Here is a 23,227-nt window from a genome sequence, read left to right on the forward strand (position 1 = left end):
AGGTGGAGCATGCATGAGAATAGCTGTAGATGCAATGGGAGGAGACCACGCTCCCAAAGCTGTTATTGACGGAGTTATAAAAGGTATAGAGGCATTTGATGATCTCCATATCACACTTGTCGGTGACAAAACAACGATAGAATCACATTTAACAACTACATCAGATCGCATCACGGTGCTGCACGCAGATGAAGTGATTGAGCCTACGGATGAACCTGTCCGTGCCGTGCGAAGAAAAAAGAACTCATCTATGGTTCTTATGGCGCAGGAGGTTGCGGAAAACAGAGCTGACGCATGCATTTCAGCAGGAAATACCGGTGCATTAATGACAGCCGGTCTCTTTATTGTCGGAAGAATTAAAGGAATTGACCGTCCGGCGCTTGCCCCGACACTTCCGACTGTTTCGGGAGACGGATTTCTTCTCCTTGATGTCGGCGCCAATGTCGATGCCAAACCGGAGCACCTCGTTCAATATGCCATCATGGGTTCTGTTTATTCTCAGCAAGTGCGCGGTGTCACTTCACCGAGAGTCGGACTTTTAAATGTCGGAACAGAAGATAAAAAAGGAAACGAACTGACGAAGCAGACGTTCCAAATTTTAAAAGAAACAGCAAACATCAATTTTATCGGAAACGTGGAAGCGCGAGACCTTTTAGATGATGTGGCGGATGTTGTAGTAACAGACGGCTTTACCGGGAATGTTACACTCAAAACGCTGGAAGGCTCTGCGTTGTCAATTTTTAAAATGATGAGAGACGTAATGACGTCTACTTTGACATCCAAGCTTGCAGCAGCTGTGCTGAAACCAAAATTGAAAGAAATGAAAATGAAAATGGAGTATTCGAATTATGGCGGAGCAAGTCTTTTTGGCTTAAAAGCGCCTGTGATCAAGGCGCACGGCTCTTCAGATTCAAATGCTGTATTCCATGCGATTCGGCAAGCAAGAGAGATGGTCAGCCAAAATGTGGCTGCGCTCATTCAGGAAGAAGTGAAAGAAGAAAAAACAGATGAGTAGTCTGGAGGTTTTTACATCATGAGTAAGATTGCATTTTTATTCCCGGGTCAGGGATCACAATTTATCGGCATGGGAAAAGAGCTTTATGAGCAGGTGCCTGCTGCAAAACGTCTGTTTGATGAAGCCGATGAAACGTTGGAAACAAAACTCAGCTCGCTTATTTTTGAGGGGGATGCTGAAGAATTAACACTTACATACAATGCGCAGCCTGCTTTGCTTACGACAAGCATCGCTGTTCTTGAGAAATTTAAAGAATCTGGCATTACACCTGATTTCACAGCAGGACACAGCCTTGGTGAATATTCTGCACTGGTTGCGGCTGGCGCTCTGTCTTTCAAAGATGCTGTTTATACCGTCAGAAAGCGCGGAGAGTTTATGAATGAAGCGGTGCCGGCTGGCGAAGGAGCAATGGCTGCGATTCTCGGCATGGATGCTGAAGCATTAAAGCAAGTAACCGATAAAGTCACAGAGGAAGGCAACCTTGTACAGCTTGCGAATCTCAACTGTCCTGGCCAAATCGTCATTTCCGGAACAGCTAAAGGGGTTGAGCTTGCATCTGAACTGGCAAAAGAAAACGGCGCAAAACGCGCAATTCCGCTTGAAGTAAGCGGTCCGTTCCATTCTGAACTGATGAAACCGGCTGCTGAAAAGCTGAAAGAGGTATTGGACGCCTGTGACATAAAAGACGCTGACGTTCCGGTCATCTCAAATGTTTCTGCTGACGTGATGACTGAAAAAGCAGATATCAAAGAAAAACTTATTGAGCAGCTTTACTCTCCGATTCGTTTTGAGGAAAGCATTAACAAGCTGATCGCAGAGGGTGTTACGACTTTTATTGAAATCGGTCCCGGAAAAGTGCTTTCAGGCCTTGTGAAAAAAGTGAATAGACGGTTAAAAACAATTGCTGTATCAGATCCGGAAACGATCGAGCTGGCAATTCAAACGCTTAAGGAGGAGAATGATAATGCTTAATGATAAAACGGCTATTGTCACTGGCGCATCCCGCGGAATCGGCCGCTCAATCGCCCTTGATCTGGCAAAAAGCGGAGCAAATGTTGTCGTGAACTACTCCGGCAATGAAGCGAAAGCAAATGAAGTGGTAGATGAAATCAAATCAATGGGCAGAAAAGCAATTGCTGTAAAAGCGGATGTATCAAATCCCGAAGATGTACAAAACATGATAAAAGAAACATTGTCTGTTTTTTCTACGATTGACATTCTGGTTAATAATGCGGGAATTACAAGAGACAATCTCATCATGAGAATGAAAGAAGACGAATGGGATGACGTCATTAACATTAACCTGAAGGGTGTTTTCAACTGCACAAAAGCTGTTACAAGACAAATGATGAAACAGCGTTCAGGCCGCATTATTAACGTATCGTCTATCGTCGGCGTCAGCGGAAACCCTGGACAAGCCAACTACGTGGCTGCAAAAGCCGGCGTCATCGGTTTAACCAAATCTTCTGCTAAAGAGCTCGCCAGCCGAAATATTACGGTAAACGCAATAGCGCCAGGATTTATCTCAACTGATATGACAGATAAACTTGCAAAAGACGTTCAAGACGAAATGCTGAAACAAATTCCGCTCGCGCGCTTTGGTGAACCTAGCGATGTCAGCAGTGTTGTCACGTTCCTAGCTTCAGAGGGAGCCCGTTATATGACAGGCCAAACGCTTCATATTGACGGCGGAATGGTGATGTAAGTTTTTTCTCGAAAATTTCATCGTAGTTTCTCTAGTTTTTTAAAAACGAATCCACTATAATACTTGAGGGGAGGTGAATTGCTATGGCAGACACATTAGAGCGTGTAACGAAAATCATCGTAGATCGCCTTGGCGTTGATGAAGCAGACGTCAAACTTGAAGCTTCTTTCAAGGAAGACTTAGGTGCTGATTCCCTAGATGTAGTTGAGCTTGTTATGGAACTTGAAGACGAGTTTGATATGGAGATTTCTGACGAAGATGCTGAAAAGATTGCAACAGTCGGCGACGCTGTGAACTACATACAAAACCAGCAATAAGCTGATGCTAAAAGTCCCGCCGAAACGCGGGGCTTTAGCCCTTTATTCGTGCAGTTATTACAGCATGCCGCTTTTACGCGCGCTGTATCCGGTTTAGTCAGAGAAGCGCGGTGAACCTGATGTGCCTATGGAGGTTACTATGTCAAAACACTCACATTATAAAGATAAAAAAAAGTTCTATAAAAAAGTAGAACAATTTAAAGAGTTTCAAGAACGGATTTCGGTTCACTTTCAAAATGAAAAGCTTTTGTATCAAGCATTTACACATTCATCTTATGTGAATGAGCATCGGAAAAAGCCGTATGAAGATAATGAAAGGCTTGAATTTTTAGGTGACGCTGTTTTGGAACTGACGATCTCCAGATTCTTATTTGCCAAATACCCGGCTATGAGTGAAGGAGATTTGACGAAATTGAGAGCCGCAATTGTTTGCGAACCGTCTCTCGTTTCATTGGCTCACGAGCTGTCATTCGGCGATCTTGTCCTGTTGGGTAAAGGCGAGGAAATGACAGGCGGAAGAAAGCGTCCTGCTCTATTGGCGGATGTTTTTGAGGCATTTATCGGAGCCTTGTACCTTGACCAAGGATTAGAGCCGGTCGAAAGTTTCTTAAAAGTTTATGTGTTCCCTAAAATTAACGATGGTGCTTTTTCTCATGTGATGGATTTCAAAAGCCAGCTGCAGGAATACGTGCAGCGGGACGGCAAAGGCTCTCTGGAGTATAAAATCTCCAACGAAAAAGGACCTGCGCACAACCGTGAATTTGAAGCCATCGTATCTCTAAAAGGTGAACCACTCGGAGTCGGAAACGGCCGTTCAAAGAAAGAAGCCGAACAGCACGCTGCTCAGGAAGCTTTAGCTAAATTGCAAAAACACCATACGAAACAATAAAATCCCCCTTATGACTCAGGGGGATTTCAGTATGTATGCCGTCTTATTTGACCAATGTTTATGATAGAATTGAAATACTTATTACATAAGGAGGATCGCTATGTTCCTCAAACGTTTAGACGTTATAGGATTTAAATCATTTGCAGAACGGATTTCCGTAGACTTCGTTAAAGGCGTGACAGCAGTTGTCGGGCCGAACGGAAGCGGAAAAAGCAACATCACGGATGCCATTCGCTGGGTTCTCGGCGAACAATCGGCACGCTCTCTTCGCGGCGGAAAAATGGAAGACATCATTTTTGCCGGGAGTGATTCAAGAAAGCGATTAAATCTAGCTGAAGTTACGCTTACTCTTGATAATGATGATCATTTCTTGCCAATTGACTTCCACGAGGTGAGTGTCACAAGACGTGTGTACAGATCAGGTGAGAGTGAGTTTCTGATTAACAATCAGCCATGCCGCTTGAAAGATATTATTGATTTATTTATGGACTCTGGGCTTGGTAAAGAAGCATTTTCTATTATCAGCCAAGGGAAAGTGGAAGAGATCCTGAGCAGTAAAGCGGAGGATCGCCGCAGTATCTTTGAAGAAGCGGCCGGGGTGCTTAAATATAAAACGAGAAAGAAAAAAGCAGAAAATAAACTGTTTGAGACACAGGACAATCTAAATCGGGTAGAAGATATATTACATGAGCTTGAAGGGCAGGTTGAACCTCTTAAAATTCAAGCTTCAATAGCGAAAGACTACCTTGAGAAAAAGAAAGAGCTGGAGCATGTTGAAATTGCGCTGACTGCCTATGATATCGAAGAGCTGCATGGTAAATGGTCGACTCTTAAAGAGAAAGTGCAGATGGCAAAAGAAGAAGAGCTTGCTGAATCGTCTGCTATTTCTGCGAAAGAAGCAAAGATTGAGGATACAAGGGACAAAATACAAGCGCTTGATGAGTCAGTAGATGAGCTCCAGCAAGTTTTACTGGTAACTAGTGAAGAGCTGGAAAAGCTTGAAGGCCGTAAAGAAGTCCTGAAAGAACGAAAGAAAAACGCTGTGCAAAACCAAGAACAGCTTGAAGAAGCCATCGTTCAGTTCCAGCAAAAAGAAACGGTTCTGAAAGAAGAGCTTTCGAAGCAGGAAGCTGTCTTCGAAACGCTTCAGGCTGAGGTGAAGCAGTTAAGGGCGCAAGTAAAAGAAAAACAGCAGGCTCTCAGTCTTCACAATGAAAATGTCGAAGAGAAAATCGAGCAGCTGAAAAGTGATTATTTTGAGCTGTTAAACAGCCAGGCTTCGATACGCAACGAACTCCAGCTTCTTGATGACCAGATGTCCCAATCCGCTGTCACATTGCAGAGACTCGCGGACAACAATGAAAAGCACCTGCAGGAACGGCGTGATATTTCTGCGCGTAAAGCCGCATGTGAAACGGAATTTGCCCGAATTGAGCAGGAGATTCACAGTCAAGTCGGTGCATATCGTGATATGCAGACAAAATATGAGCAGAAAAAGCGCCAATACGAAAAAAATGAATCCGCTCTGTATCAGGCATACCAATACGTTCAGCAAGCGAGATCAAAAAAGGACATGCTTGAGACGATGCAGGGAGATTTCTCCGGCTTTTATCAAGGTGTTAAAGAAGTGCTAAAAGCGAAAGAGCGCCTTGGCGGAATTCGCGGAGCGGTTCTTGAGCTGATTTCTACAGAACAGAAGTATGAAACGGCCATTGAAATAGCGCTCGGCGCTTCTGCTCAACACGTCGTGACCGACGATGAACAATCTGCCCGAAAAGCGATTCAATATTTAAAGCAGAATTCCTTCGGCCGGGCGACGTTTCTGCCTCTTTCTGTTATTAGAGACCGCCAGCTTCAAAGCCGTGACGCGGAAACAGCCGCCCGGCATTCATCATTTCTCGGGGTTGCAAGTGAACTTGTCACATTTGATCCTGCGTATCGAAGCGTCATCCAGAATCTTCTTGGAACCGTTCTGATCACAGAGGACTTAAAGGGTGCAAACGAGCTTGCGAAGCTTCTCGGGCACCGGTACCGCATCGTAACCCTTGAGGGAGATGTTGTGAACCCCGGTGGTTCAATGACGGGCGGCGCGGTTAAAAAGAAAAATAACTCCCTCCTCGGAAGAAGCCGGGAGCTAGAAGATGTGACGAAACGGCTCGCTGAAATGGAAGAGAAAACAGCTCTGCTTGAACAAGAGGTCAAAACCCTTAAACAATCCATTCAGGATATGGAGAAAAAACTGGCTGACTTAAGAGAAACCGGGGAAGGCTTAAGGTTAAAGCAGCAGGATGTGAAAGGCCAGCTGTACGAACTTCAAGTTGCCGAGAAAAATATCAATACCCATTTAGAGCTCTATGACCAAGAAAAATCTGCTCTGTCAGAAAGCGATGAAGAGAAAAAAGCGCGCAAACGCAAGCTTGAAGAAGAGCTCTCTGCCGTATCTGAAAAGATGAAACAGCTTGAAGAGGACATAGACAAACTGACAAAACAAAAACAAACGCAATCCTCAACGAAAGAGTCTCTTTCCAACGAGCTTACTGAGCTGAAGATCGCTGCGGCCAAAAAAGAGCAGGCATGCAAGGGGGAAGAGGACAACCTTGCCAGATTAAAGAAAGAGCTCACTGAAACAGAGATTGCGTTAAAAGAAGCAAAAGAAGACTTAAGCTTCTTAACGTCAGAGATGTCATCTAGCACCAGCGGCGAAGAAAAGCTGGAAGAAGCAGCAAAACATAAATTGAGTGACAAAACGAAAACGATCGAACTGATTGCATTAAGGCGCGATCAGCGCATCAAGCTTCAGCATGGGCTTGATACGTATGAGCGTGAGCTGAAAGAAATGAAACGCCTGTATAAACAAAAAACAACGCTCTTAAAAGACGAAGAAGTCAAACTCGGACGAATGGAAGTCGAGCTTGATAATTTACTCCAATATTTACGGGAGGAATACAGCTTGTCCTTTGAGGGGGCAAAAGAGAAATATCAGCTTGAAACTGATCCAGAGGAAGCCAGAAAGCGCGTGAAGCTGATTAAACTCGCAATTGAAGAGCTGGGTACCGTGAACCTCGGAAGCATAGATGAGTTTGAGAGGGTCAACGAACGGTACAAGTTTCTGTCGGAACAAAAAGAAGATTTAACAGAAGCGAAAAATACCTTGTTCCAAGTGATTGAAGAAATGGATGAAGAAATGACGAAGCGCTTTAACGACACATTCGTTCAAATCCGCTCACACTTTGATCAAGTTTTTCGCTCCTTATTCGGAGGAGGGCGAGCTGAACTGAGGCTCACCGATCCTAACGATCTGCTTCATTCAGGAGTCGAGATTATCGCTCAGCCGCCGGGGAAAAAGCTGCAAAACTTAAACCTCCTGTCAGGCGGAGAGCGTGCGCTTACTGCTATAGCGCTCTTATTCTCAATCCTAAAGGTTCGTCCAGTGCCGTTTTGCGTCCTTGACGAAGTAGAGGCTGCGCTCGACGAAGCGAATGTGTTCCGGTTTGCGCAGTATTTAAAAAAATACAGCAGTGATACCCAGTTTATTGTGATTACCCACAGAAAAGGAACGATGGAGGAAGCGGATGTGCTTTATGGCGTAACCATGCAGGAATCCGGTGTTTCCAAGGTAATCTCCGTTAAGCTGGAAGAAACAAAAGAATTCGTTCAGTAACGAGGAAAGAGGTTAAAAGATGAGCTTTTTTAAAAAATTAAAAGAGAAAATCACAAAACAGACAGATTCCGTATCTGAAAAGTTTAAGGATGGCCTTGAAAAAACAAGAAACTCCTTTCAAAACAAAGTGAATGATCTTGTATCCCGTTACCGTAAAGTGGATGAGGATTTCTTCGAAGAGCTTGAAGAGGTTCTTATCAGCGCGGATGTCGGTTTTACAACCGTTATGGAATTAATAGATGAGCTGAAAAAAGAAGTCAAACGCAGAAATATTCAAGATCCAAAGGAAGTCCAGTCAGTGATTTCTGAGAAACTGGTCGAGATTTATAACAGCGGAGATGAGCAAATTTCAGAACTGAACATCCAGGATGGGCGTTTAAACGTAATCCTTCTGGTAGGTGTAAACGGTGTCGGGAAAACAACAACGATCGGAAAGCTTGCTCATAAAATGAAACAAGAAGGAAAATCTGTCGTACTTGCCGCCGGAGACACTTTCAGAGCGGGAGCCATTGAACAGCTGGAAGTATGGGGAGAGCGTACAGGAGTGCCTGTCATTAAGCAGACGGCCGGAAGCGATCCGGCAGCTGTCATCTACGATGCTGTTCATGCTGCGAAAGCAAGAAATGCCGATGTATTAATTTGTGATACGGCAGGGCGTCTCCAAAACAAAGTAAATCTCATGAAAGAGCTTGAAAAAGTAAAACGTGTTATCGAAAGAGAAGTTCCTGAAGCTCCGCATGAGGTGCTGCTTGCCCTTGATGCCACGACCGGCCAAAATGCAATGGCTCAGGCAAAAGAATTCTCTAAAGCAACAAATGTTACCGGCATTGCTTTAACGAAGCTTGACGGTACGGCAAAAGGCGGTATCGTCCTTGCGATTCGCAACGAGCTTCACATCCCGGTTAAACTAGTCGGTTTAGGAGAAAAAGTTGATGACCTTCAGGAATTTGATCCAGAATCCTATGTGTACGGACTCTTTTCAGATTTAGTGGAAAAAGCCGACGATTAAGAAAAAGGCCCCAACATCTTGGGGCCTTTTTCTTTTTTATCTTCTTACTTGATAGGCGAAATGATAAAGGCTGTTATCAGTGGATACCAGTCTTGACTCACCAGAAAAAACTCTGAATGGGATGATGTCATAGTAATGAACGGAAACAGATGTGTAATACGTATAGTAACCAGCAGCTGGCCCCAAATACATTGGAACCTCAAATGTTCCGTTTGCATCAGTTGTTCCTGAAGCAGTTTGTGTTGTGTTTCCGACCTTCGTGTCCGCTTCAAATCTTACGGGCGCGTTTGGCACTGGCTGTCCGTTTTGGCCGAGTAATTTGCCGCTTACTGTAATATTGTACTTGACTCGCCAATATTGACCTTGCCCGTAATTGATTTTACCGTATACCCCTCCATCTGTGCTGATATTTGTGATTGAGGCCTTATAAGGTGCCTCAGCAGCGTCTGCTTGCTGTGCCGGGAAACCTATTGTAAACAGGGCTGCCAGACACAACATAAACAATAAACCGATTTTTTTCATAAAAATCCTCCTTAAAATAGGGTTCATATACAATATCGGAATAAATTGGATGATATTTAGCGTATTTTGGAAAAGGTTAATCGTCGCTTTGACAAGATAAAAACTTGACAGTGTCAATAAAACCGTGTAAACTAAGTTATCGTAAAGGGATTTGACTTAACAAAGGGGAGAGCTCAAATGTCACTCGAAAAGACAACGAGAATGAATTATCTGTTTGATTTTTATCAGTCGTTGTTGACGTCAAAACAGAAGAGCTATATGTCGCTTTATTATTTGGACGATTTCTCCCTAGGCGAAATAGCCGAAGAATATGAGGTTTCAAGACAAGCTGTTTATGATAACATCAAACGAACAGAAGCGATGCTTGAACAATATGAAGAAAAGCTGCTCCTTTTGAAAAAGTTTCAGGAGCGTAAAGAGATGTTTAATAAGCTGAAGGAGCTTGCTTCCGGTTCAAAAGAAGAGGAAGAAATTACAGCTCTGATTGAAGCGCTTGAGAAATTAGATTAGGAGGCGGCAAACTATGGCATTTGAAGGATTAGCCGACCGACTGCAGCAGACGATTTCTAAAATCCGCGGAAAAGGGAAAGTCAGCGAACAAGATGTAAAAGATATGATGCGTGAGGTTCGTCTTGCGCTGCTTGAGGCTGACGTTAACTTTAAAGTAGTCAAAGATTTTGTCAAAAAAGTAAGTGAACGCGCTGTAGGCCAAGACGTCATGAAAAGTCTGACGCCCGGCCAGCAGGTCATTAAAGTTGTTAAAGAGGAACTGACTGAGCTGATGGGCGGCGAAGAGAGCAAAATCGCCGTCGCAAAAAGGCCGCCGACTGTTATTATGATGGTCGGTCTCCAAGGTGCCGGTAAAACGACAACAAGCGGTAAGCTTGCGAATCTGCTGCGCAAAAAGCATAATCGCAAACCGATGCTGGTTGCTGCCGATATTTACCGCCCAGCCGCAATTAAGCAGCTGGAAACACTCGGCAAACAGCTTGATATGCCTGTTTTTTCTCTTGGCGATCAGGTCAGTCCTGTAGAAATAGCTAAACAGGCTATTGAGAAAGCCAAGGAAGAACATTATGACTATGTCATTTTGGATACGGCAGGCCGCTTGCATATCGACCATGAACTGATGGATGAACTGACCAACGTCAAAGAAATCGCGAATCCGGAAGAAATTTTCCTGGTTGTCGATTCAATGACCGGTCAGGACGCTGTGAATGTTGCCAAAAGCTTTAATGAACAGCTCGGTTTAACCGGTGTTGTGTTAACTAAGCTGGATGGAGACACACGCGGCGGGGCTGCGCTTTCTATTCGCGCTGTCACAAACACGCCAATTAAGTTCGCAGGTTTGGGCGAAAAGCTTGATGCGTTAGAGCCGTTCCACCCTGAACGCATGGCATCAAGGATTCTCGGCATGGGCGACGTGCTGACATTGATTGAAAAAGCACAGGCCAGCGTTGATGAAGACAAAGCCAAAGAGCTGGAACAAAAAATGAGAACGATGAGCTTCACATTGGACGATTTTCTGGAGCAGCTCGGGCAAGTCAGAAACATGGGGCCGCTTGATGAGCTTCTGCAAATGATGCCGGGTGCAGGTAAAATGAAAGGCCTGAAAAACATCCAAGTTGATGAAAAACAGCTGAATCATGTGGAAGCAATCATTAAATCAATGACTGCTCTTGAAAAAGAACAGCCGGATATCATCAATGCCAGCCGGCGGAAGCGGATTGCGAAAGGAAGCGGGACATCCGTACAGGAAGTCAACCGTCTGCTTAAGCAGTTTGATGAAATGAAAAAAATGATGAAGCAGATGACAAACATGTCAAAAGGCAAGAAAAAAGGGTTTAAGCTACCTTTTATGTAATCGGTTATACATGATAAAACCGTTGTTAAGAAAAAACACTTTACAAACACTTTTATCATTGTTAATATACTATCTTGTTGAAATATTTTCGGAGGTGCTAGTAAAATGGCAGTAAAAATTCGTTTAAAACGTATGGGAGCAAAAAAATCTCCTTTCTATCGTATTGTTGTAGCAGATTCTCGTTCACCACGTGACGGCCGTTTCATCGAAACAGTCGGAACTTACAACCCGGTTGCAAAACCAGCGGAAGTAAAAATTGACGAAGAGCTTGCTCTTAAATGGCTTCAAACTGGAGCGAAACCATCTGATACAGTTCGCAACTTGTTCTCTAGCCAAGGAATCATGGAAAAATTCCACAACGCTAAACAAGGCAAGTAATGACTGATCAACACTTGGAAGATTTGATTGTCCACATTGTGACGCCGCTTGTTGATCATCCAGATGACATTCGCGTCATAAGAGAAGAAACCGATCAAAAGATTGCGTTGCGCTTATCTGTCCATAAGTCAGATACCGGTAAAGTTATCGGAAAGCAAGGCCGGACTGCAAAAGCGATTCGAACAGCTGTATTTGCAGCTGGCGCACAGTCTTCTAAGAAAGTTCAATTTGAAATATTTGACTAAAAGGGAGAGGGCCGGCACCTCCCCTTTTTTTACACGCAAAAAAAGGGTAAACTGATAGAAGCTTAGGCAAAATAGAAAAGCCTGGGCGAGTAAAAGTTTTAAAAGCGGGGAGCTTGGTGCGATGCAAATTATTCACCGTGTAGCCGTTATGCAAGTCTTAACCGAGCGCAGTAAAGAAAAGCTTTTAGCTTCTTTTGCCGAAAAGAAACAAATGCTTGAACGAGAATGCAGCCAGCTCTATTTTCAGCTTAGAAAACATGAGAAAGAACAGCAAAACCCTGATATGATAGAACAATTTAAAAAGGCAATAGAAAAGCGAAAAGATGATATGAAAATCATCGATTTTCAAATTGCTCAAGTACATACATTGCCGCTTGGCAGTGAGTTGAAAGAAAAGGAAGTCGATGCGCTGCTGACGATTGAAGCCGGGGATGACTGGCATGAGAAAACAGCAGCGAACACCATCGTCATAAAAGACGGAAAAGTAATTGAAATTCGCCAGAGGTGATCATATGACAAAGCGATGGTTTAATGTAGGCAAAATCGTAAATACCCACGGAATCAAAGGCGAAGTGCGGGTGATTTCAAAAACAGATTTTGCCGAAGAACGATACAAGCCGGGAAACACGCTGTATTTGTTTATGGACGGCCGTAACGAACCAGTGGAGGTAACGGTAAACACACATAGACTGCATAAGCAATTTCATCTCCTGCAGTTTAAAGAAAGACAAAACCTAAATGAAGTAGAAGAGCTGAAAAACGCAATCATTAAAGTTCCTGAAGAAGAATTAGGAGAGCTGAATGAGGGTGAATTTTATTTCCACGAAATTATTGGGTGTGAAGTATTTACTGAAGAAGGCGAACTCATCGGAAAGGTCAAAGAAATTTTGACGCCTGGAGCCAATGACGTTTGGGTCATCGGAAGAAAAGGAAAAAAAGACGCACTCATTCCTTACATTGAATCAGTGGTCAAACATATCGATGTCAGGGAAAAGAAAATTGAGATTGAACTGATGGAAGGGTTAATAGACGAATGAAAATCGACTTTTTGACGCTGTTTCCCGAAATGTTTGAAGGCGTGCTCGGCTCATCGATTCTTCAAAAAGCCCAGGAAAAAGATGCGGTGCAGTTTCAAGTCGTAAATTTCCGGGAGTACTCTGATAACAAGCACAATACTGTTGATGATTATCCTTATGGCGGAGGGGCAGGCATGGTTCTCAAGCCCCAGCCTGTTTTTGACGCGGTCGAGGACCTGACATCAAAGGCAGCCGCTGCTCCGCGTATTATCCTCGTATGCCCGCAAGGTGAGCGTTTTACCCAAAAAAAAGCCGAGCAATTAGCTAAGGAAGAGCATTTGCTGTTCATTTGCGGCCACTATGAAGGCTATGATGAACGCATTCGCGAGCACTTGGTAACGGATGAAATATCAATTGGCGACTTTGTTCTGACGGGCGGTGAGCTCCCTGCAATGATGATCGCAGACAGTGTGGTCAGACTGCTTCCGGGTGTACTGGGTAAAGAGGCTTCCCATATTGAGGATTCCTTCAGCACCGGACTTTTAGAGCACCCGCATTATACAAGACCGGCAGATTACAAAGGTTTAAAAGTGCCTGAAACACTCTTGTCAGGAAACCATGCAAAAATTGAAGAATGGCGGAATAAAGAATCGATCAGAAGGACCTACCTAAGACGTCCGGATCTGTTGAAAGACTACCCGCTTACAGAGCAGCAAAGAAAGTGGATTTCTGAATGGGAAAAAGAATAGATTTTATTGCATAGGCTATGAAATTGTGATAAGATACTACTTGTGGCTTAAGCGGGCTTATCCGCTGCAAGCTTGAAAACGATGTTCCGCTGTGCCGGTTTTTGTGGCCAAGAGCATCTGTTGGAAGGAGTTGAAAACGATGCAAAAACTAATTGAAGATATCACAAAAGAACAGCTTCGTACTGATCTTCCTGCGTTCCGTCCTGGTGACACTTTACGTGTACACGTTAAAGTTGTTGAGGGTAACCGTGAGCGTATCCAGATCTTTGAAGGTGTTGTGATTAAGCGTCGTGGTGGTGGAATCAGCGAAACGTTCACAGTTCGTAAGATTTCTTACGGTGTTGGCGTTGAACGTACTTTCCCAGTACACACACCAAAAATCGCGAAAATCGAAGTTGTACGTTACGGTAAAGTACGCCGTGCTAAACTTTACTACCTGCGTGAACTTCGCGGAAAAGCGGCTCGTATTAAAGAGATCAGACGATAATGATAACGAACGAAAAGAGCTTGTTACCTGTAACAAGCTCTTTTTTTATACAGAATTTGAAAATGCCGGACAGGCATCGTAAAATACATAAAGGACAACAATGAATCATGCATACTGAAGATAAAGGCGGTGTTCGTGTCACATGACAATTCAATGGTTCCCGGGCCATATGGCAAAAGCAAGAAGGGAAGTAACCGAAAAATTAAAATTAATCGATATCGTATATGAATTGGTAGATGCCAGAATTCCAATGTCATCAAGAAACCCAATGATTGAAGATATTCTAAAAAACAAGCCGCGAATTATGCTGTTAAACAAGGCTGACAAAGCAGATGCGGCAGTTACACAGCAGTGGAAAGAGCACTTTGAGAACCAGGGGATCCGCTCTCTGTCTATTAATTCTGTAAATGGACAAGGGTTAAATCAAATTGTGCCTGCATCAAAAGAGATTCTCCAAGAAAAATTTGACCGGATGCGTGCGAAAGGTGTGAAACCGAGAGCGATTCGCGCTTTGATTATCGGCATTCCAAACGTCGGAAAATCAACGCTCATCAACCGGCTTGCAAAGAAAAACATAGCAAAAACGGGAGACAGACCTGGCATTACGACTTCTCAACAGTGGGTCAAAGTTGGGAAAGAATTAGAGCTATTAGATACACCGGGGATTTTGTGGCCTAAATTTGAGGATGAGCTTGTCGGTTTGAGACTTGCAGTCACTGGGGCTATTAAAGACTCGATTATCAATTTGCAGGACGTGGCCGTGTTTGGTCTTCGTTTTCTCGAAGAACATTACCCAGAACGGCTTAAAGAGCGTTATGGCCTTGAGGAGATCCCAGAGGACATTGCTGAGCTGTTTGATGCAATAGGTGAAAAGCGGGGCTGTCTCATGAGCGGTGGGCTCATTAACTACGATAAGACGACTGAAGTCATCATTCGCGATATTCGCACTGAAAAGTTCGGCAGGCTGTCATTTGAACAGCCGACGATGTAAAGGCGCGCAGAAATGCGGGTCTTTATTTTTTCTTGGCTGAACCGATACATATAGTAAGGGAGAAGAGAAAGTGAATACATTAACCGTAAAGGACATTAAAGACCGTTTGCAGGAAGTGAAGGATGCACAAGACCCATTTATTGCCCAATGCGAAAACGACCCGAGAAAAAGCGTTCAAACGCTTGTAGAGCAATGGCTTAAAAAGCAAGCGAAAGAAAAAGCGCTGAAAGAACAATGGGTGAATATGACTTCCTATGAAAGGCTGGCAAGAAACAAAGGATTTCGCTTGATTGCAGGTGTTGACGAGGTCGGCCGGGGGCCATTGGCAGGACCAGTTGTCGCCAGCGCAGTCATCCTTCCAGAGGAATGTGAAATACTTGGGCTGACAGACTCCAAAAAGCTTTCAGAGAAAAAACGCGAGGAATATTACGAGCTTATTATGAAGGAAGCACTGGCGGTCGGGATAGGAATTGTAGAAGCTACTGTGATTGATGAGATCAATATATATGAAGCTTCAAAAATGGCAATGGTGAGAGCGATACAGGATTTGTCGGATACACCTGATTATTTGCTTGTTGACGCAATGACACTTCCGCTCGACACGGCTCAGGCGTCAATTATAAAAGGCGATGCCAAAAGCGTGTCTATTGCGGCAGGTGCGTGTATCGCAAAAGTGACGAGGGACCGAATGATGAGCGCTTATGCCGAAACGTATCCCATGTACGGCTTTGAAAAAAATAAAGGCTATGGGACAAAAGAACATTTGGAAGCTCTCGCTGCATACGGCCCAACTGAATTGCACCGCAAAACTTTCGCTCCTGTTCAATCTTTCAGATAAATCACCATGGACAAGGAGGCACCTTTTTAAAATGAACATACGAAATGATGTGCAAAAGGCGCTGCAGCAGCTTTTCGGGCGTACAGCCGTCCCGCAGGAAACATCAAAAGTAAACGAAGCGCTAAACGGGGAGAAGCGTCTCCTCTTAGGAAAAGTGCTTCGTTTACTAGGAGATCAGCATGCCCTGATCCAAGTCGGCAATCAAACTGTTCAGGGAAAACTTGAAACTCAGCTTCGTCCTCAGGCATACTATTGGTTTTCCTACGAAAAAAAAACGGCAGAGCAAACAGGCCGTCTTCAGGTCGTTCAAAGCTTTGATCAAAATCCTAAAACCATTCAGGATGCAGCTGGCAAACTTTTAAATGCTATTTCAGTGAAGACGTCAAACGCAGCTCTCATGATGACAGGAGCGATGCTGAAAAGCAAAACACCCGTAACAGAAAATGATATCAAAACAGCTGTCCGCTGGATGGACACGCTGCCTTCGCAAGACACAAAAAAAGCAGTTGAAACGGTTCTCTTCGCTTTAAAGCGTGATCTTCCCATTCACTCCGAGATTTTGAATGGTGTTCACGCTGTGAAATCGCCTGTTCCGTTGCATCAGCACGTATCCCAGCTGCTACAGGCAATCGACCAAAACCCTCAGCAGAGCCAAATGATGTCAAAGCTAAAGGAAGCAGTTAAGGTGCTTTTAAATAGTGAAATCGATGTCCATGCAGAACGGCTGATTGATAAGCTTATTTCTTTAACCGACAATACGAAAGCACCTTCTCCGACGAATACAGCTGGAAGCAGGGAGCTTAGCACACCAGCTGGCTCCCCCGGAAAAGCCAGCCTGCCGATTGCAAATCACACAGCAGAACAGGGAAGCATACAAGAAGAGCCTGTTAAAACAGCAGCAGACATTCCAATTAAAGAAGCCCGCCAGCTGCTCGTGAAGCTGACGGAATCTGCTGAAAAAAACAGTCTCCAAATTGTGAAAGAAGCAGCAAATTGGATTAAAGCGGCTGCTTCATCGGGTGATAGTAAGTCACTTGCAGCTTCAGCTGTTTTACAGGCGGCACAAGTCACAGACCAGGAAGCCGAAGTCTTTTTAAAGGCTGTTCAGCAGACAGCACCCCATTTGGCGGATAAGGCAGATGTTCTTTCTTTCTTATCCAAAGTGAAAACGGCAATCGGCGCAAGGGACGAGGTTGGGTTCATTAAAGCGTTTGAACAAGGAAGCGCAGTCACATCTGGCGAAATGCAATCCATCAAGCTGGCTCTTTCTGCCTTAAGAGCATCGCATGAGGTAGCCGAACCAGTCAAACAAGAAGCCGATCAGCTTTTTCATAAATTAAATGGCCAGCTTTTCATGCAGCAGGACCATCCATCATACAGCCAAATTGTAATGTCATTTCCGATGTTTTCGAAGTCAGGGGTTCAGGACATGACTGTTCTGTTTAAAGGAAAGAAAGAAGCGGATGGAAAGCTTGATCCTTCCCATTGCCGTCTTTTGTTTTTGCTGCAGCTTGATACACTAAAAGAAACCGTCGTTGATTGCTTGGTACAGCAAAAAGTCATGACCATTACAATAGAGACTGATTTCGAGCTGCAGGCTGCGATCGATCCGATGGTGCCCGCGCTTAAACAGGGGCTAAAGGAAATGGGGTACAGCCTTTCAGGGGTAAACGCTAAAAAAAGGGTTCACACCGAAGAAAAGGCTTCAATCGATCAATATATAACAAGTATCAGTGATCAGGAAGTGGATGTGAAAATATGAAAGAGCAGACACCGATCAGAAAAGCTGTTGCTCTCCATTATGACGAACAAAAAGACAAGGCGCCGAGAGTGATTGCCACAGGGAAGGGCCATGTAGCTGACAACATTATCAAAGAAGCGAAAAAAGCAGGGGTCCCGATTCAAGAAGATCGGACCCTTGTCGAATTAATGCGCCATTTGACGGTAGATGATCAAATTCCTGAAGCTCTTTATGAAACGGTAGCCGAGATTTTTTCATTCATTTACAAATTGGACGAAAGCGTAAAAAACAAAAAATAGCTAAAATATTCCCCATCCTCCTTTGAAATTTATGTTTTTAATAAAGTAAAAGTTTGAATGTTTAGAAGGATTAAAAGATTTTGCATCGAACTGTAGACAATTCTTCCAGTATTATTATAGAATGAAAGCGCAGTCTATTTTAGTTTTGTTACATAAGTTAGGAGGATGGGAAATGAATATCCATGAGTACCAGGGAAAAGAAGTCCTCAGAAAATATGGGGTATCTGTTCCTGAAGGTAAAGTGGCTTTTACAGCAGAAGAAGCAGTTGAGAGTGCAAAGAGCTTATCCAGCTCGGTTTATGTCGTAAAGGCTCAAATTCATGCTGGCGGTCGAGGCAAAGCTGGTGGGGTAAAAATAGCAAAATCATTAGACGAAGTAAAAGCGTATGCCGAAGAACTATTAGGGAAGACCCTAGTTACACATCAGACGGGTCCGGACGGCCAAGTAATAAAACGCTTACTTATTGAAGAAGGCTGCGATATTAAAAAAGAATATTACATCGGTCTAGTGCTTGACCGCGCCACTTCAAGAATCGTTTTGATGGCTTCTGAAGAAGGCGGAACGGAAATTGAAGAGGTTGCGGAGAAAACACCGGAAAAAATCAAAAAAGCTGTCATTGATCCGGCTGTTGGCCTTCAAGGCTATCAAGCCAGAGAAATTGCATTCGCTATTAATATTCCAAAAGAGCTCGTGGGAAAAGCTGCTAAATTTATGCTTGGACTATATAAAGCGTTTGTTGAGAAAGACTGCTCAATCGCCGAAATCAATCCGCTTGTTGTTACCGGCGACGGAAATGTGATGGCGCTTGATGCAAAATTGAATTTTGACAGCAATGCGTTGTACCGACAAAAGGACATTATGGAATACAGAGATTTGGATGAAGAAGATCCGAAAGAAATTGAAGCGTCCAAATATGATCTAAGCTACATTTCCCTTGATGGAAATATCGGCTGTATGGTAAACGGCGCGGGGCTTGCAATGTCCACGATGGATATTATCAAGCATTATGGAGGAGAACCGGCCAACTTCCTTGATGTGGGCGGCGGTGCAACCGCTGAAAAAGTCACGGAAGCATTTAAAATCATTCTTTCTGATCAAAACGTTAAAGGGATTTTTGTCAACATTTTCGGCGGCATTATGAAATGTGATGTCATCGCAGAAGGGGTTGTTGAAGCGACTAGACAAGTTGGTTTGACATTGCCGCTTGTCGTCCGTCTTGAAGGCACAAACGTGGATCTAGGGAAGAAAATCCTTAGTGAATCAGGATTAAACATTACATCTGCGGAATCAATGGCTGACGGCGCGCAGAAAATCGTATCCTTAGTTTAAGAAAGAATGAAAGGCAGGGGACCAAATAATGAGTGTTTTCATTAATAAAGATACAAGAGTTATTGTGCAAGGGATTACAGGTTCTACCGCTTTATTTCATACGAAGCAGATGCTTGAATACGGCACAAATATCGTTGGCGGTGTAACACCTGGAAAAGGCGGAACAGAAGCGGAAGGTGTTCCTGTATTTAATACAGTGGCTGAAGCAGTTCAAACAACCGGCGCTAACGCGTCTGTTATATATGTGCCCGCACCGTTTGCAGCTGATGCGATTATGGAAGCGGTAGATGCGGAGCTTGATCTCGTGATTTGTATCACAGAACATATCCCGGTTTTGGATATGGTGAAGGTCAAACGCTTCATGGAAGGCAAGAAAACGAGACTGATAGGGCCGAACTGTCCTGGTGTCATTACGCCTGAAGAATGTAAAATCGGCATTATGCCCGGATACATCCATAAAAAGGGTCATGTAGGCGTTGTATCACGTTCAGGAACATTAACATACGAAGCGGTGCACCAGCTCTCAGAAGCGGGTGTAGGGCAATCTACAGCTGTTGGAATCGGCGGCGACCCTGTAAATGGAACAAACTTTATTGACGTTTTAAAAGCGTTTAACGAAGATCCTGACACACACGCAGTCATCATGATTGGCGAAATCGGCGGTACGGCCGAAGAGGAAGCGGCAGAGTGGGTAAAAGCCAACATGACAAAACCGGTAGTCGGTTTTATTGGCGGTAAAACAGCACCTCCTGGGAAGCGCATGGGGCATGCAGGCGCCATTATTTCCGGCGGGAAAGGGACAGCTGATGAAAAAATCAAAACCCTTAATGCATGCGGAATCGAAGTTGCAGAGACACCTTCTGTCATGGGTGAAACCTTAATCAAGGTGCTGAAAGAGAAGAACTTGTTCGAAACTTGTAAAACGCATTAATAAAAAAGGGACAGCCGTCAAGGCTGTTCCTGCTTTTTCTAACAAAAGGAGGTCAATCTATTGGATCAGGCCGCTGTCTGCCTAACGATTTGCAGAATCAATCAATTATTATCCCCATCCCTTCTATTAAAATGGTGGAAAGCCGATCCGTCTATGTCGCTGACATCACCCGTGTTACAAACGGTTACTCGTGATCAAATAAAAGCAGCTGCATTAAAAAACGAAATAGAACAATTTTATCCAAAGCTCCCGCGTGTACTTGCTGCTTATCGTGAGCAAGGCATTAACACCATCCCTATTTCTTCAAAGCAATATCCTTTCTGGCTTAAAAGCATTTATGATCCCCCTGCCGTACTGTTTGCAAAAGGTGACATGACTCTTCTTTCGAAAGGGAGAAAAATTGGAATTGTAGGCACAAGAAATCCAACAGCTTATGGGAAACAAGTTGTCAATCATCTTACAAAAGAGATCTGTCGTAAAGGTTGGGTGATTGTCAGCGGACTGGCGTCTGGGATAGACGGAATGTCCCATGCTGCAAGTATTAAGGCGAAGGGGCGGACAATTGGCGTCATTGCAGGCGGATTTCAACACATTTATCCCCGAGAAAACCTTCAGTTAGCAGATCACATGGCTAAACACCATATCCTGCTGTCAGAGCACCCACCTGAAACTAAACCCCAAAAATGGCATTTCCCTATGAGAAACCGTATTATCAGCGGACTAAGTGAAGGCGTTATTGTCGTTCAGGGCAAAGAAAAAAGCGGTTCGCTGATTACTGCCTATCAAGCATTGGAACAAGGGAGAGAGGTATTTGCCGTACCCGGTTCATTGTTTGACCCTTACGCCGGAGGTCCTATAAAACTGATCCAGCAGGGGGCTAAAGCCATATGGTCAGCAGAGGATATTTTCGAGGAACTTCCTGAGAGAAACGTTCAATATACGGAACCCTTTTGAATTATCGTTTGACAAACGGTATTGTAATATTTAATAATAGTGAGGATTTAAAGTTGCATATTGTTTTCTATTTAATTAATGACGTTCATGATAAAGAATGAAATGTTGAAAGCCAAATAAAGACAGCTGCAAAAATAAAATTGAAATATCTTGAAAAGAGAGAGAACACCTCTTGAGGGGGATGAAAATGTCTGATTATCTAGTCATCGTGGAATCGCCCGCTAAGGCGAAAACGATTGAACGTTACTTAGGTAAAAAATATAAAGTAAAAGCATCAATGGGACATGTCCGGGATCTTCCAAAAAGTCAAATGGGAGTTGACATAGAACAGAATTTTGAACCGAAATATATTACCATTCGAGGTAAAGGCCCGGTATTAAAAGAGCTGAAAACGGCTGCGAAAAAAGCCAAAAAAGTGTATCTCGCAGCCGACCCCGACAGAGAAGGGGAAGCGATTGCATGGCATTTGGCACACAGTCTTGATTTAGATCTCAACTCAGACTGCCGTGTGGTGTTTAACGAAATTACAAAAGACGCTATTAAGGAATCGTTTAAGCATCCCCGCATGATCAATATGGATTTAGTGGATGCACAGCAAGCGAGACGTATTTTAGACAGGCTTGTCGGATATAAAATCAGTCCAATCTTATGGAAAAAAGTCAAAAAAGGGCTTAGCGCAGGACGCGTGCAATCCGTTGCCCTCCGTTTGATTATTGACCGTGAAAAAGAGATTAACGACTTTAAGCCTGAGGAATATTGGACAATTGACGGTACGTTCTTAAAAGGTCAAGAAACCTTTGAAGCGAGCTTTTTCGGGAAAAACGGCAAAAAACTTCCTTTAAATAGTGAAGCTGATGTAAAAGAGATTCTTTCTCAGCTCAAAGGGAATCAATATACAGTTGAAAAAGTAACCAAAAAGGAACGCAAACGTAATCCTGCTTTGCCTTTTACCACTTCTACCCTGCAGCAGGAAGCGGCTCGCAAGCTCAATTTCAGAGCGAAGAAAACGATGATGATTGCACAGCAATTATATGAAGGAATTGATTTAGGAAGAGAAGGAACGGTTGGTCTGATCACGTATATGAGAACGGATTCAACCCGTATTTCAAATACGGCTGTTGATGAAGCAGCTGCATTTATTGATCAGACATATGGAAAAGAGTTCCTAGGCGGAAAACGGAAGCCTGCGAAAAAGAATGAAAATGCCCAGGATGCCCACGAAGCAATTCGGCCGACATCAGTTCTTAGAAAACCAAGTGAATTAAAAGCAGTCCTCGGCAGAGACCAAATGAGACTGTATAAATTAATTTGGGAGCGTTTTGTTGCCAGCCAAATGGCACCGGCTATTCTCGATACAATGAGTGTCGACCTGACAAACAACGGTTTGACATTTCGTGCAAATGGAAGTAAAGTCAAGTTTTCCGGGTTTATGAAGGTGTATGTTGAAGGAAAAGACGATCAAATGGAAGAAAAAGACCGGATGCTGCCTGACTTACAAGAAGGCGACACGGTATTATCAAAAGATATAGAACCTGAGCAGCATTTTACCCAGCCGCCTCCGCGATATACTGAGGCCCGGCTTGTTAAAACCCTTGAAGAACGCGGTATCGGCCGTCCATCCACATATGCTCCGACACTTGATACTATTCAGCGGCGCGGCTACGTGGCATTGGATAATAAACGTTTCGTTCCGACTGAATTAGGTCAGATCGTTCTTGACTTGATCATGGAGTTTTTCCCTGAGATCATTAACGTTGAGTTTACAGCTAAAATGGAGAGAGATCTTGATCATGTTGAAGAAGGAAATACCGAATGGGTCAAGATTATCGATAATTTCTACACCGATTTTGAAAAACGCGTCAAAAAAGCCGAATCGGAAATGAAGGAAGTTGAGATTGAACCAGAGTATGCTGGAGAGGATTGTGAATTGTGCAGTTCTCCAATGGTATATAAAATGGGACGGTACGGTAAATTCTTAGCTTGCTCCAACTTCCCTGACTGCCGGAACACGAAACCGATTGTGAAACAAATCGGTGTGAAGTGCCCGAGCTGCGGAGAAGGAAACATTGTTGAGCGAAAATCGAAAAAGAAACGGGTGTTTTACGGCTGTGACCGTTATCCGGACTGTGAATTCGTATCATGGGACAAACCAATTGAACGAAAATGCCCGAAATGCGGAAAAATGCTCGTCGAGAAAAAACTCAAAAAAGGCATACAAGTCCAATGCGTGGAATGCGATTATAAGGAAGAACCACAGAAGTAGCGGTGAGCAGGGTCTTGCTCACC

Annotated in this window: 24 protein-coding genes; 23 read left to right on the forward strand and 1 reads right to left on the reverse strand. The window is 43.8% G+C overall.

Features of this window, described 5'->3' with window-relative positions:
* Positions 1-13 precede the first annotated feature (13 nt).
* The 7 genes from plsX (at position 14) to ftsY (ending at position 8,596) form a co-directional block, all read left to right on the forward strand.
* Positions 14-1,015, forward strand: coding sequence for a phosphate acyltransferase PlsX (plsX, locus tag MKX38_RS08460; RefSeq protein ID WP_003232041.1), 1,002 nt, complete (start codon positions 14-16; stop codon positions 1,013-1,015).
* Between the two features lie 18 nt (positions 1,016-1,033).
* Positions 1,034-1,987, forward strand: a complete 954-nt coding sequence (fabD, locus tag MKX38_RS08465; RefSeq protein WP_339189180.1) for an ACP S-malonyltransferase — start codon at positions 1,034-1,036, stop codon at positions 1,985-1,987.
* Positions 1,980-2,720, forward strand: a complete 741-nt coding sequence (fabG, locus tag MKX38_RS08470) for a 3-oxoacyl-[acyl-carrier-protein] reductase (protein ID WP_003232035.1) — start codon at positions 1,980-1,982, stop codon at positions 2,718-2,720. Before fabD ends, fabG begins: the two co-directional genes overlap by 8 nt.
* A gap of 83 nt (positions 2,721-2,803) precedes the next feature.
* The gene (acpP, locus tag MKX38_RS08475; RefSeq protein WP_003154310.1) at positions 2,804-3,037 is read left to right on the forward strand and encodes an acyl carrier protein; all 234 of its coding nucleotides are present in this window, start codon (positions 2,804-2,806) and stop codon (positions 3,035-3,037) included.
* A 139-nt stretch (positions 3,038-3,176) separates the two neighbouring features.
* Entirely contained in the window at positions 3,177-3,926 is a 750-nt protein-coding gene (gene rncS / locus MKX38_RS08480; RefSeq protein WP_003232030.1) for a ribonuclease III, read from the forward strand.
* A gap of 100 nt (positions 3,927-4,026) precedes the next feature.
* Positions 4,027-7,587: a chromosome segregation protein SMC gene (smc, locus tag MKX38_RS08485; RefSeq protein ID WP_015252105.1), complete on the forward strand. Its 3,561-nt coding sequence runs from the start codon at positions 4,027-4,029 to the stop codon at positions 7,585-7,587.
* A 19-nt stretch (positions 7,588-7,606) separates the two neighbouring features.
* Entirely contained in the window at positions 7,607-8,596 is a 990-nt protein-coding gene (ftsY, locus tag MKX38_RS08490; protein WP_003232026.1) for a signal recognition particle-docking protein FtsY, read from the forward strand.
* Between the two features lie 36 nt (positions 8,597-8,632).
* Here ftsY and MKX38_RS08495 read toward each other — a convergent pair whose 3' ends face one another.
* A complete protein-coding gene (locus tag MKX38_RS08495) occupies positions 8,633-9,118 on the reverse strand; it encodes an Ig-like domain-containing protein (RefSeq protein WP_256683437.1) in 486 nt (161 codons plus the stop codon).
* Positions 9,119-9,295: 177 nt separating this feature from the next.
* Here MKX38_RS08495 and MKX38_RS08500 point away from each other — a divergent pair, with 177 nt between their 5' ends.
* From MKX38_RS08500 to topA, 16 genes are all read left to right on the forward strand, one after another.
* Positions 9,296-9,628, forward strand: a complete 333-nt coding sequence (locus MKX38_RS08500) for a putative DNA-binding protein (protein WP_003238590.1) — start codon at positions 9,296-9,298, stop codon at positions 9,626-9,628.
* 13 nt (positions 9,629-9,641) lie between these two features.
* Complete coding sequence (ffh, locus tag MKX38_RS08505) at positions 9,642-10,982, forward strand: signal recognition particle protein (protein WP_339189182.1); 1,341 nt, start codon at positions 9,642-9,644, stop codon at positions 10,980-10,982.
* A 105-nt stretch (positions 10,983-11,087) separates the two neighbouring features.
* Entirely contained in the window at positions 11,088-11,360 is a 273-nt protein-coding gene (rpsP, locus tag MKX38_RS08510; protein ID WP_003220815.1) for a 30S ribosomal protein S16, read from the forward strand.
* Complete coding sequence (locus tag MKX38_RS08515; RefSeq protein WP_014476792.1) at positions 11,360-11,605, forward strand: KH domain-containing protein; 246 nt, start codon at positions 11,360-11,362, stop codon at positions 11,603-11,605. Before rpsP ends, MKX38_RS08515 begins: the two co-directional genes overlap by 1 nt.
* A 121-nt stretch (positions 11,606-11,726) precedes the next feature.
* Entirely contained in the window at positions 11,727-12,113 is a 387-nt protein-coding gene (locus tag MKX38_RS08520) for a YlqD family protein (RefSeq protein WP_015715875.1), read from the forward strand.
* Between the two features lie 4 nt (positions 12,114-12,117).
* Complete coding sequence (gene rimM, locus MKX38_RS08525) at positions 12,118-12,642, forward strand: ribosome maturation factor RimM (RefSeq protein WP_003232013.1); 525 nt, start codon at positions 12,118-12,120, stop codon at positions 12,640-12,642.
* The gene (gene trmD / locus MKX38_RS08530; protein WP_003232011.1) at positions 12,639-13,370 is read left to right on the forward strand and encodes a tRNA (guanosine(37)-N1)-methyltransferase TrmD; all 732 of its coding nucleotides are present in this window, start codon (positions 12,639-12,641) and stop codon (positions 13,368-13,370) included. Before rimM ends, trmD begins: the two co-directional genes overlap by 4 nt.
* Before the next feature lie 139 nt (positions 13,371-13,509).
* Positions 13,510-13,857, forward strand: a complete 348-nt coding sequence (gene rplS / locus MKX38_RS08535; protein ID WP_003220825.1) for a 50S ribosomal protein L19 — start codon at positions 13,510-13,512, stop codon at positions 13,855-13,857.
* A gap of 142 nt (positions 13,858-13,999) precedes the next feature.
* On the forward strand, positions 14,000-14,848 hold the full coding sequence (ylqF, locus tag MKX38_RS08540) for a ribosome biogenesis GTPase YlqF (protein WP_015715878.1): 849 nt from the start codon (positions 14,000-14,002) through the stop codon (positions 14,846-14,848).
* Positions 14,849-14,918: 70 nt separating this feature from the next.
* On the forward strand, positions 14,919-15,686 hold the full coding sequence (gene rnhB / locus MKX38_RS08545; protein WP_029317794.1) for a ribonuclease HII: 768 nt from the start codon (positions 14,919-14,921) through the stop codon (positions 15,684-15,686).
* Between the two features lie 31 nt (positions 15,687-15,717).
* A complete protein-coding gene (locus MKX38_RS08550; protein ID WP_029726490.1) occupies positions 15,718-17,448 on the forward strand; it encodes a hypothetical protein in 1,731 nt (576 codons plus the stop codon).
* Entirely contained in the window at positions 17,445-17,726 is a 282-nt protein-coding gene (locus tag MKX38_RS08555) for a FlhB-like flagellar biosynthesis protein (RefSeq protein ID WP_003232001.1), read from the forward strand. Before MKX38_RS08550 ends, MKX38_RS08555 begins: the two co-directional genes overlap by 4 nt.
* Positions 17,727-17,898: 172 nt before the next feature.
* Entirely contained in the window at positions 17,899-19,056 is a 1,158-nt protein-coding gene (gene sucC, locus MKX38_RS08560) for an ADP-forming succinate--CoA ligase subunit beta (RefSeq protein WP_003244732.1), read from the forward strand.
* A 28-nt stretch (positions 19,057-19,084) separates the two neighbouring features.
* The gene (gene sucD, locus MKX38_RS08565) at positions 19,085-19,987 is read left to right on the forward strand and encodes a succinate--CoA ligase subunit alpha (RefSeq protein WP_003238566.1); all 903 of its coding nucleotides are present in this window, start codon (positions 19,085-19,087) and stop codon (positions 19,985-19,987) included.
* 60 nt (positions 19,988-20,047) lie between these two features.
* Positions 20,048-20,941, forward strand: coding sequence for a DNA-processing protein DprA (gene dprA / locus MKX38_RS08570; RefSeq protein ID WP_003245871.1), 894 nt, complete (start codon positions 20,048-20,050; stop codon positions 20,939-20,941).
* Between the two features lie 187 nt (positions 20,942-21,128).
* Positions 21,129-23,204, forward strand: coding sequence for a type I DNA topoisomerase (gene topA, locus MKX38_RS08575; protein WP_339189186.1), 2,076 nt, complete (start codon positions 21,129-21,131; stop codon positions 23,202-23,204).
* Positions 23,205-23,227 lie beyond the last annotated feature (23 nt).

Source organism: Bacillus sp. FSL M8-0025, from assembly GCF_037975475.1.
In the GTDB taxonomy this organism is placed as follows: domain Bacteria; phylum Bacillota; class Bacilli; order Bacillales; family Bacillaceae; genus Bacillus; species Bacillus subtilis.

Excerpts from the sequence above, each read along its gene's own strand:
- ylqF (WP_015715878.1), top strand. The coding sequence starts at position 14,000 with ATGACAATTCAATGGTTCCCGGGCCATATGGCAAAAGCAAGAAGGGAA.
- ffh (WP_339189182.1), top strand. The coding sequence starts at position 9,642 with ATGGCATTTGAAGGATTAGCCGACCGACTGCAGCAGACGATTTCTAAA.
- MKX38_RS08520 (WP_015715875.1), top strand. The coding sequence starts at position 11,727 with ATGCAAATTATTCACCGTGTAGCCGTTATGCAAGTCTTAACCGAGCGC.
- rncS (WP_003232030.1), top strand. The coding sequence starts at position 3,177 with ATGTCAAAACACTCACATTATAAAGATAAAAAAAAGTTCTATAAAAAA.
- sucD (WP_003238566.1), top strand. The coding sequence starts at position 19,085 with ATGAGTGTTTTCATTAATAAAGATACAAGAGTTATTGTGCAAGGGATT.
- MKX38_RS08495 (WP_256683437.1), bottom strand. The coding sequence starts at position 9,118 with ATGAAAAAAATCGGTTTATTGTTTATGTTGTGTCTGGCAGCCCTGTTT.
- acpP (WP_003154310.1), top strand. The coding sequence starts at position 2,804 with ATGGCAGACACATTAGAGCGTGTAACGAAAATCATCGTAGATCGCCTT.
- MKX38_RS08500 (WP_003238590.1), top strand. The coding sequence starts at position 9,296 with ATGTCACTCGAAAAGACAACGAGAATGAATTATCTGTTTGATTTTTAT.
- rimM (WP_003232013.1), top strand. The coding sequence starts at position 12,118 with ATGACAAAGCGATGGTTTAATGTAGGCAAAATCGTAAATACCCACGGA.
- plsX (WP_003232041.1), top strand. The coding sequence starts at position 14 with ATGAGAATAGCTGTAGATGCAATGGGAGGAGACCACGCTCCCAAAGCT.
- MKX38_RS08555 (WP_003232001.1), top strand. The coding sequence starts at position 17,445 with ATGAAAGAGCAGACACCGATCAGAAAAGCTGTTGCTCTCCATTATGAC.
- smc (WP_015252105.1), top strand. The coding sequence starts at position 4,027 with ATGTTCCTCAAACGTTTAGACGTTATAGGATTTAAATCATTTGCAGAA.
- topA (WP_339189186.1), top strand. The coding sequence starts at position 21,129 with ATGTCTGATTATCTAGTCATCGTGGAATCGCCCGCTAAGGCGAAAACG.
- fabG (WP_003232035.1), top strand. The coding sequence starts at position 1,980 with ATGCTTAATGATAAAACGGCTATTGTCACTGGCGCATCCCGCGGAATC.
- sucC (WP_003244732.1), top strand. The coding sequence starts at position 17,899 with ATGAATATCCATGAGTACCAGGGAAAAGAAGTCCTCAGAAAATATGGG.
- trmD (WP_003232011.1), top strand. The coding sequence starts at position 12,639 with ATGAAAATCGACTTTTTGACGCTGTTTCCCGAAATGTTTGAAGGCGTG.
- MKX38_RS08515 (WP_014476792.1), top strand. The coding sequence starts at position 11,360 with ATGACTGATCAACACTTGGAAGATTTGATTGTCCACATTGTGACGCCG.
- rplS (WP_003220825.1), top strand. The coding sequence starts at position 13,510 with ATGCAAAAACTAATTGAAGATATCACAAAAGAACAGCTTCGTACTGAT.
- rpsP (WP_003220815.1), top strand. The coding sequence starts at position 11,088 with ATGGCAGTAAAAATTCGTTTAAAACGTATGGGAGCAAAAAAATCTCCT.
- MKX38_RS08550 (WP_029726490.1), top strand. The coding sequence starts at position 15,718 with ATGAACATACGAAATGATGTGCAAAAGGCGCTGCAGCAGCTTTTCGGG.
- ftsY (WP_003232026.1), top strand. The coding sequence starts at position 7,607 with ATGAGCTTTTTTAAAAAATTAAAAGAGAAAATCACAAAACAGACAGAT.
- fabD (WP_339189180.1), top strand. The coding sequence starts at position 1,034 with ATGAGTAAGATTGCATTTTTATTCCCGGGTCAGGGATCACAATTTATC.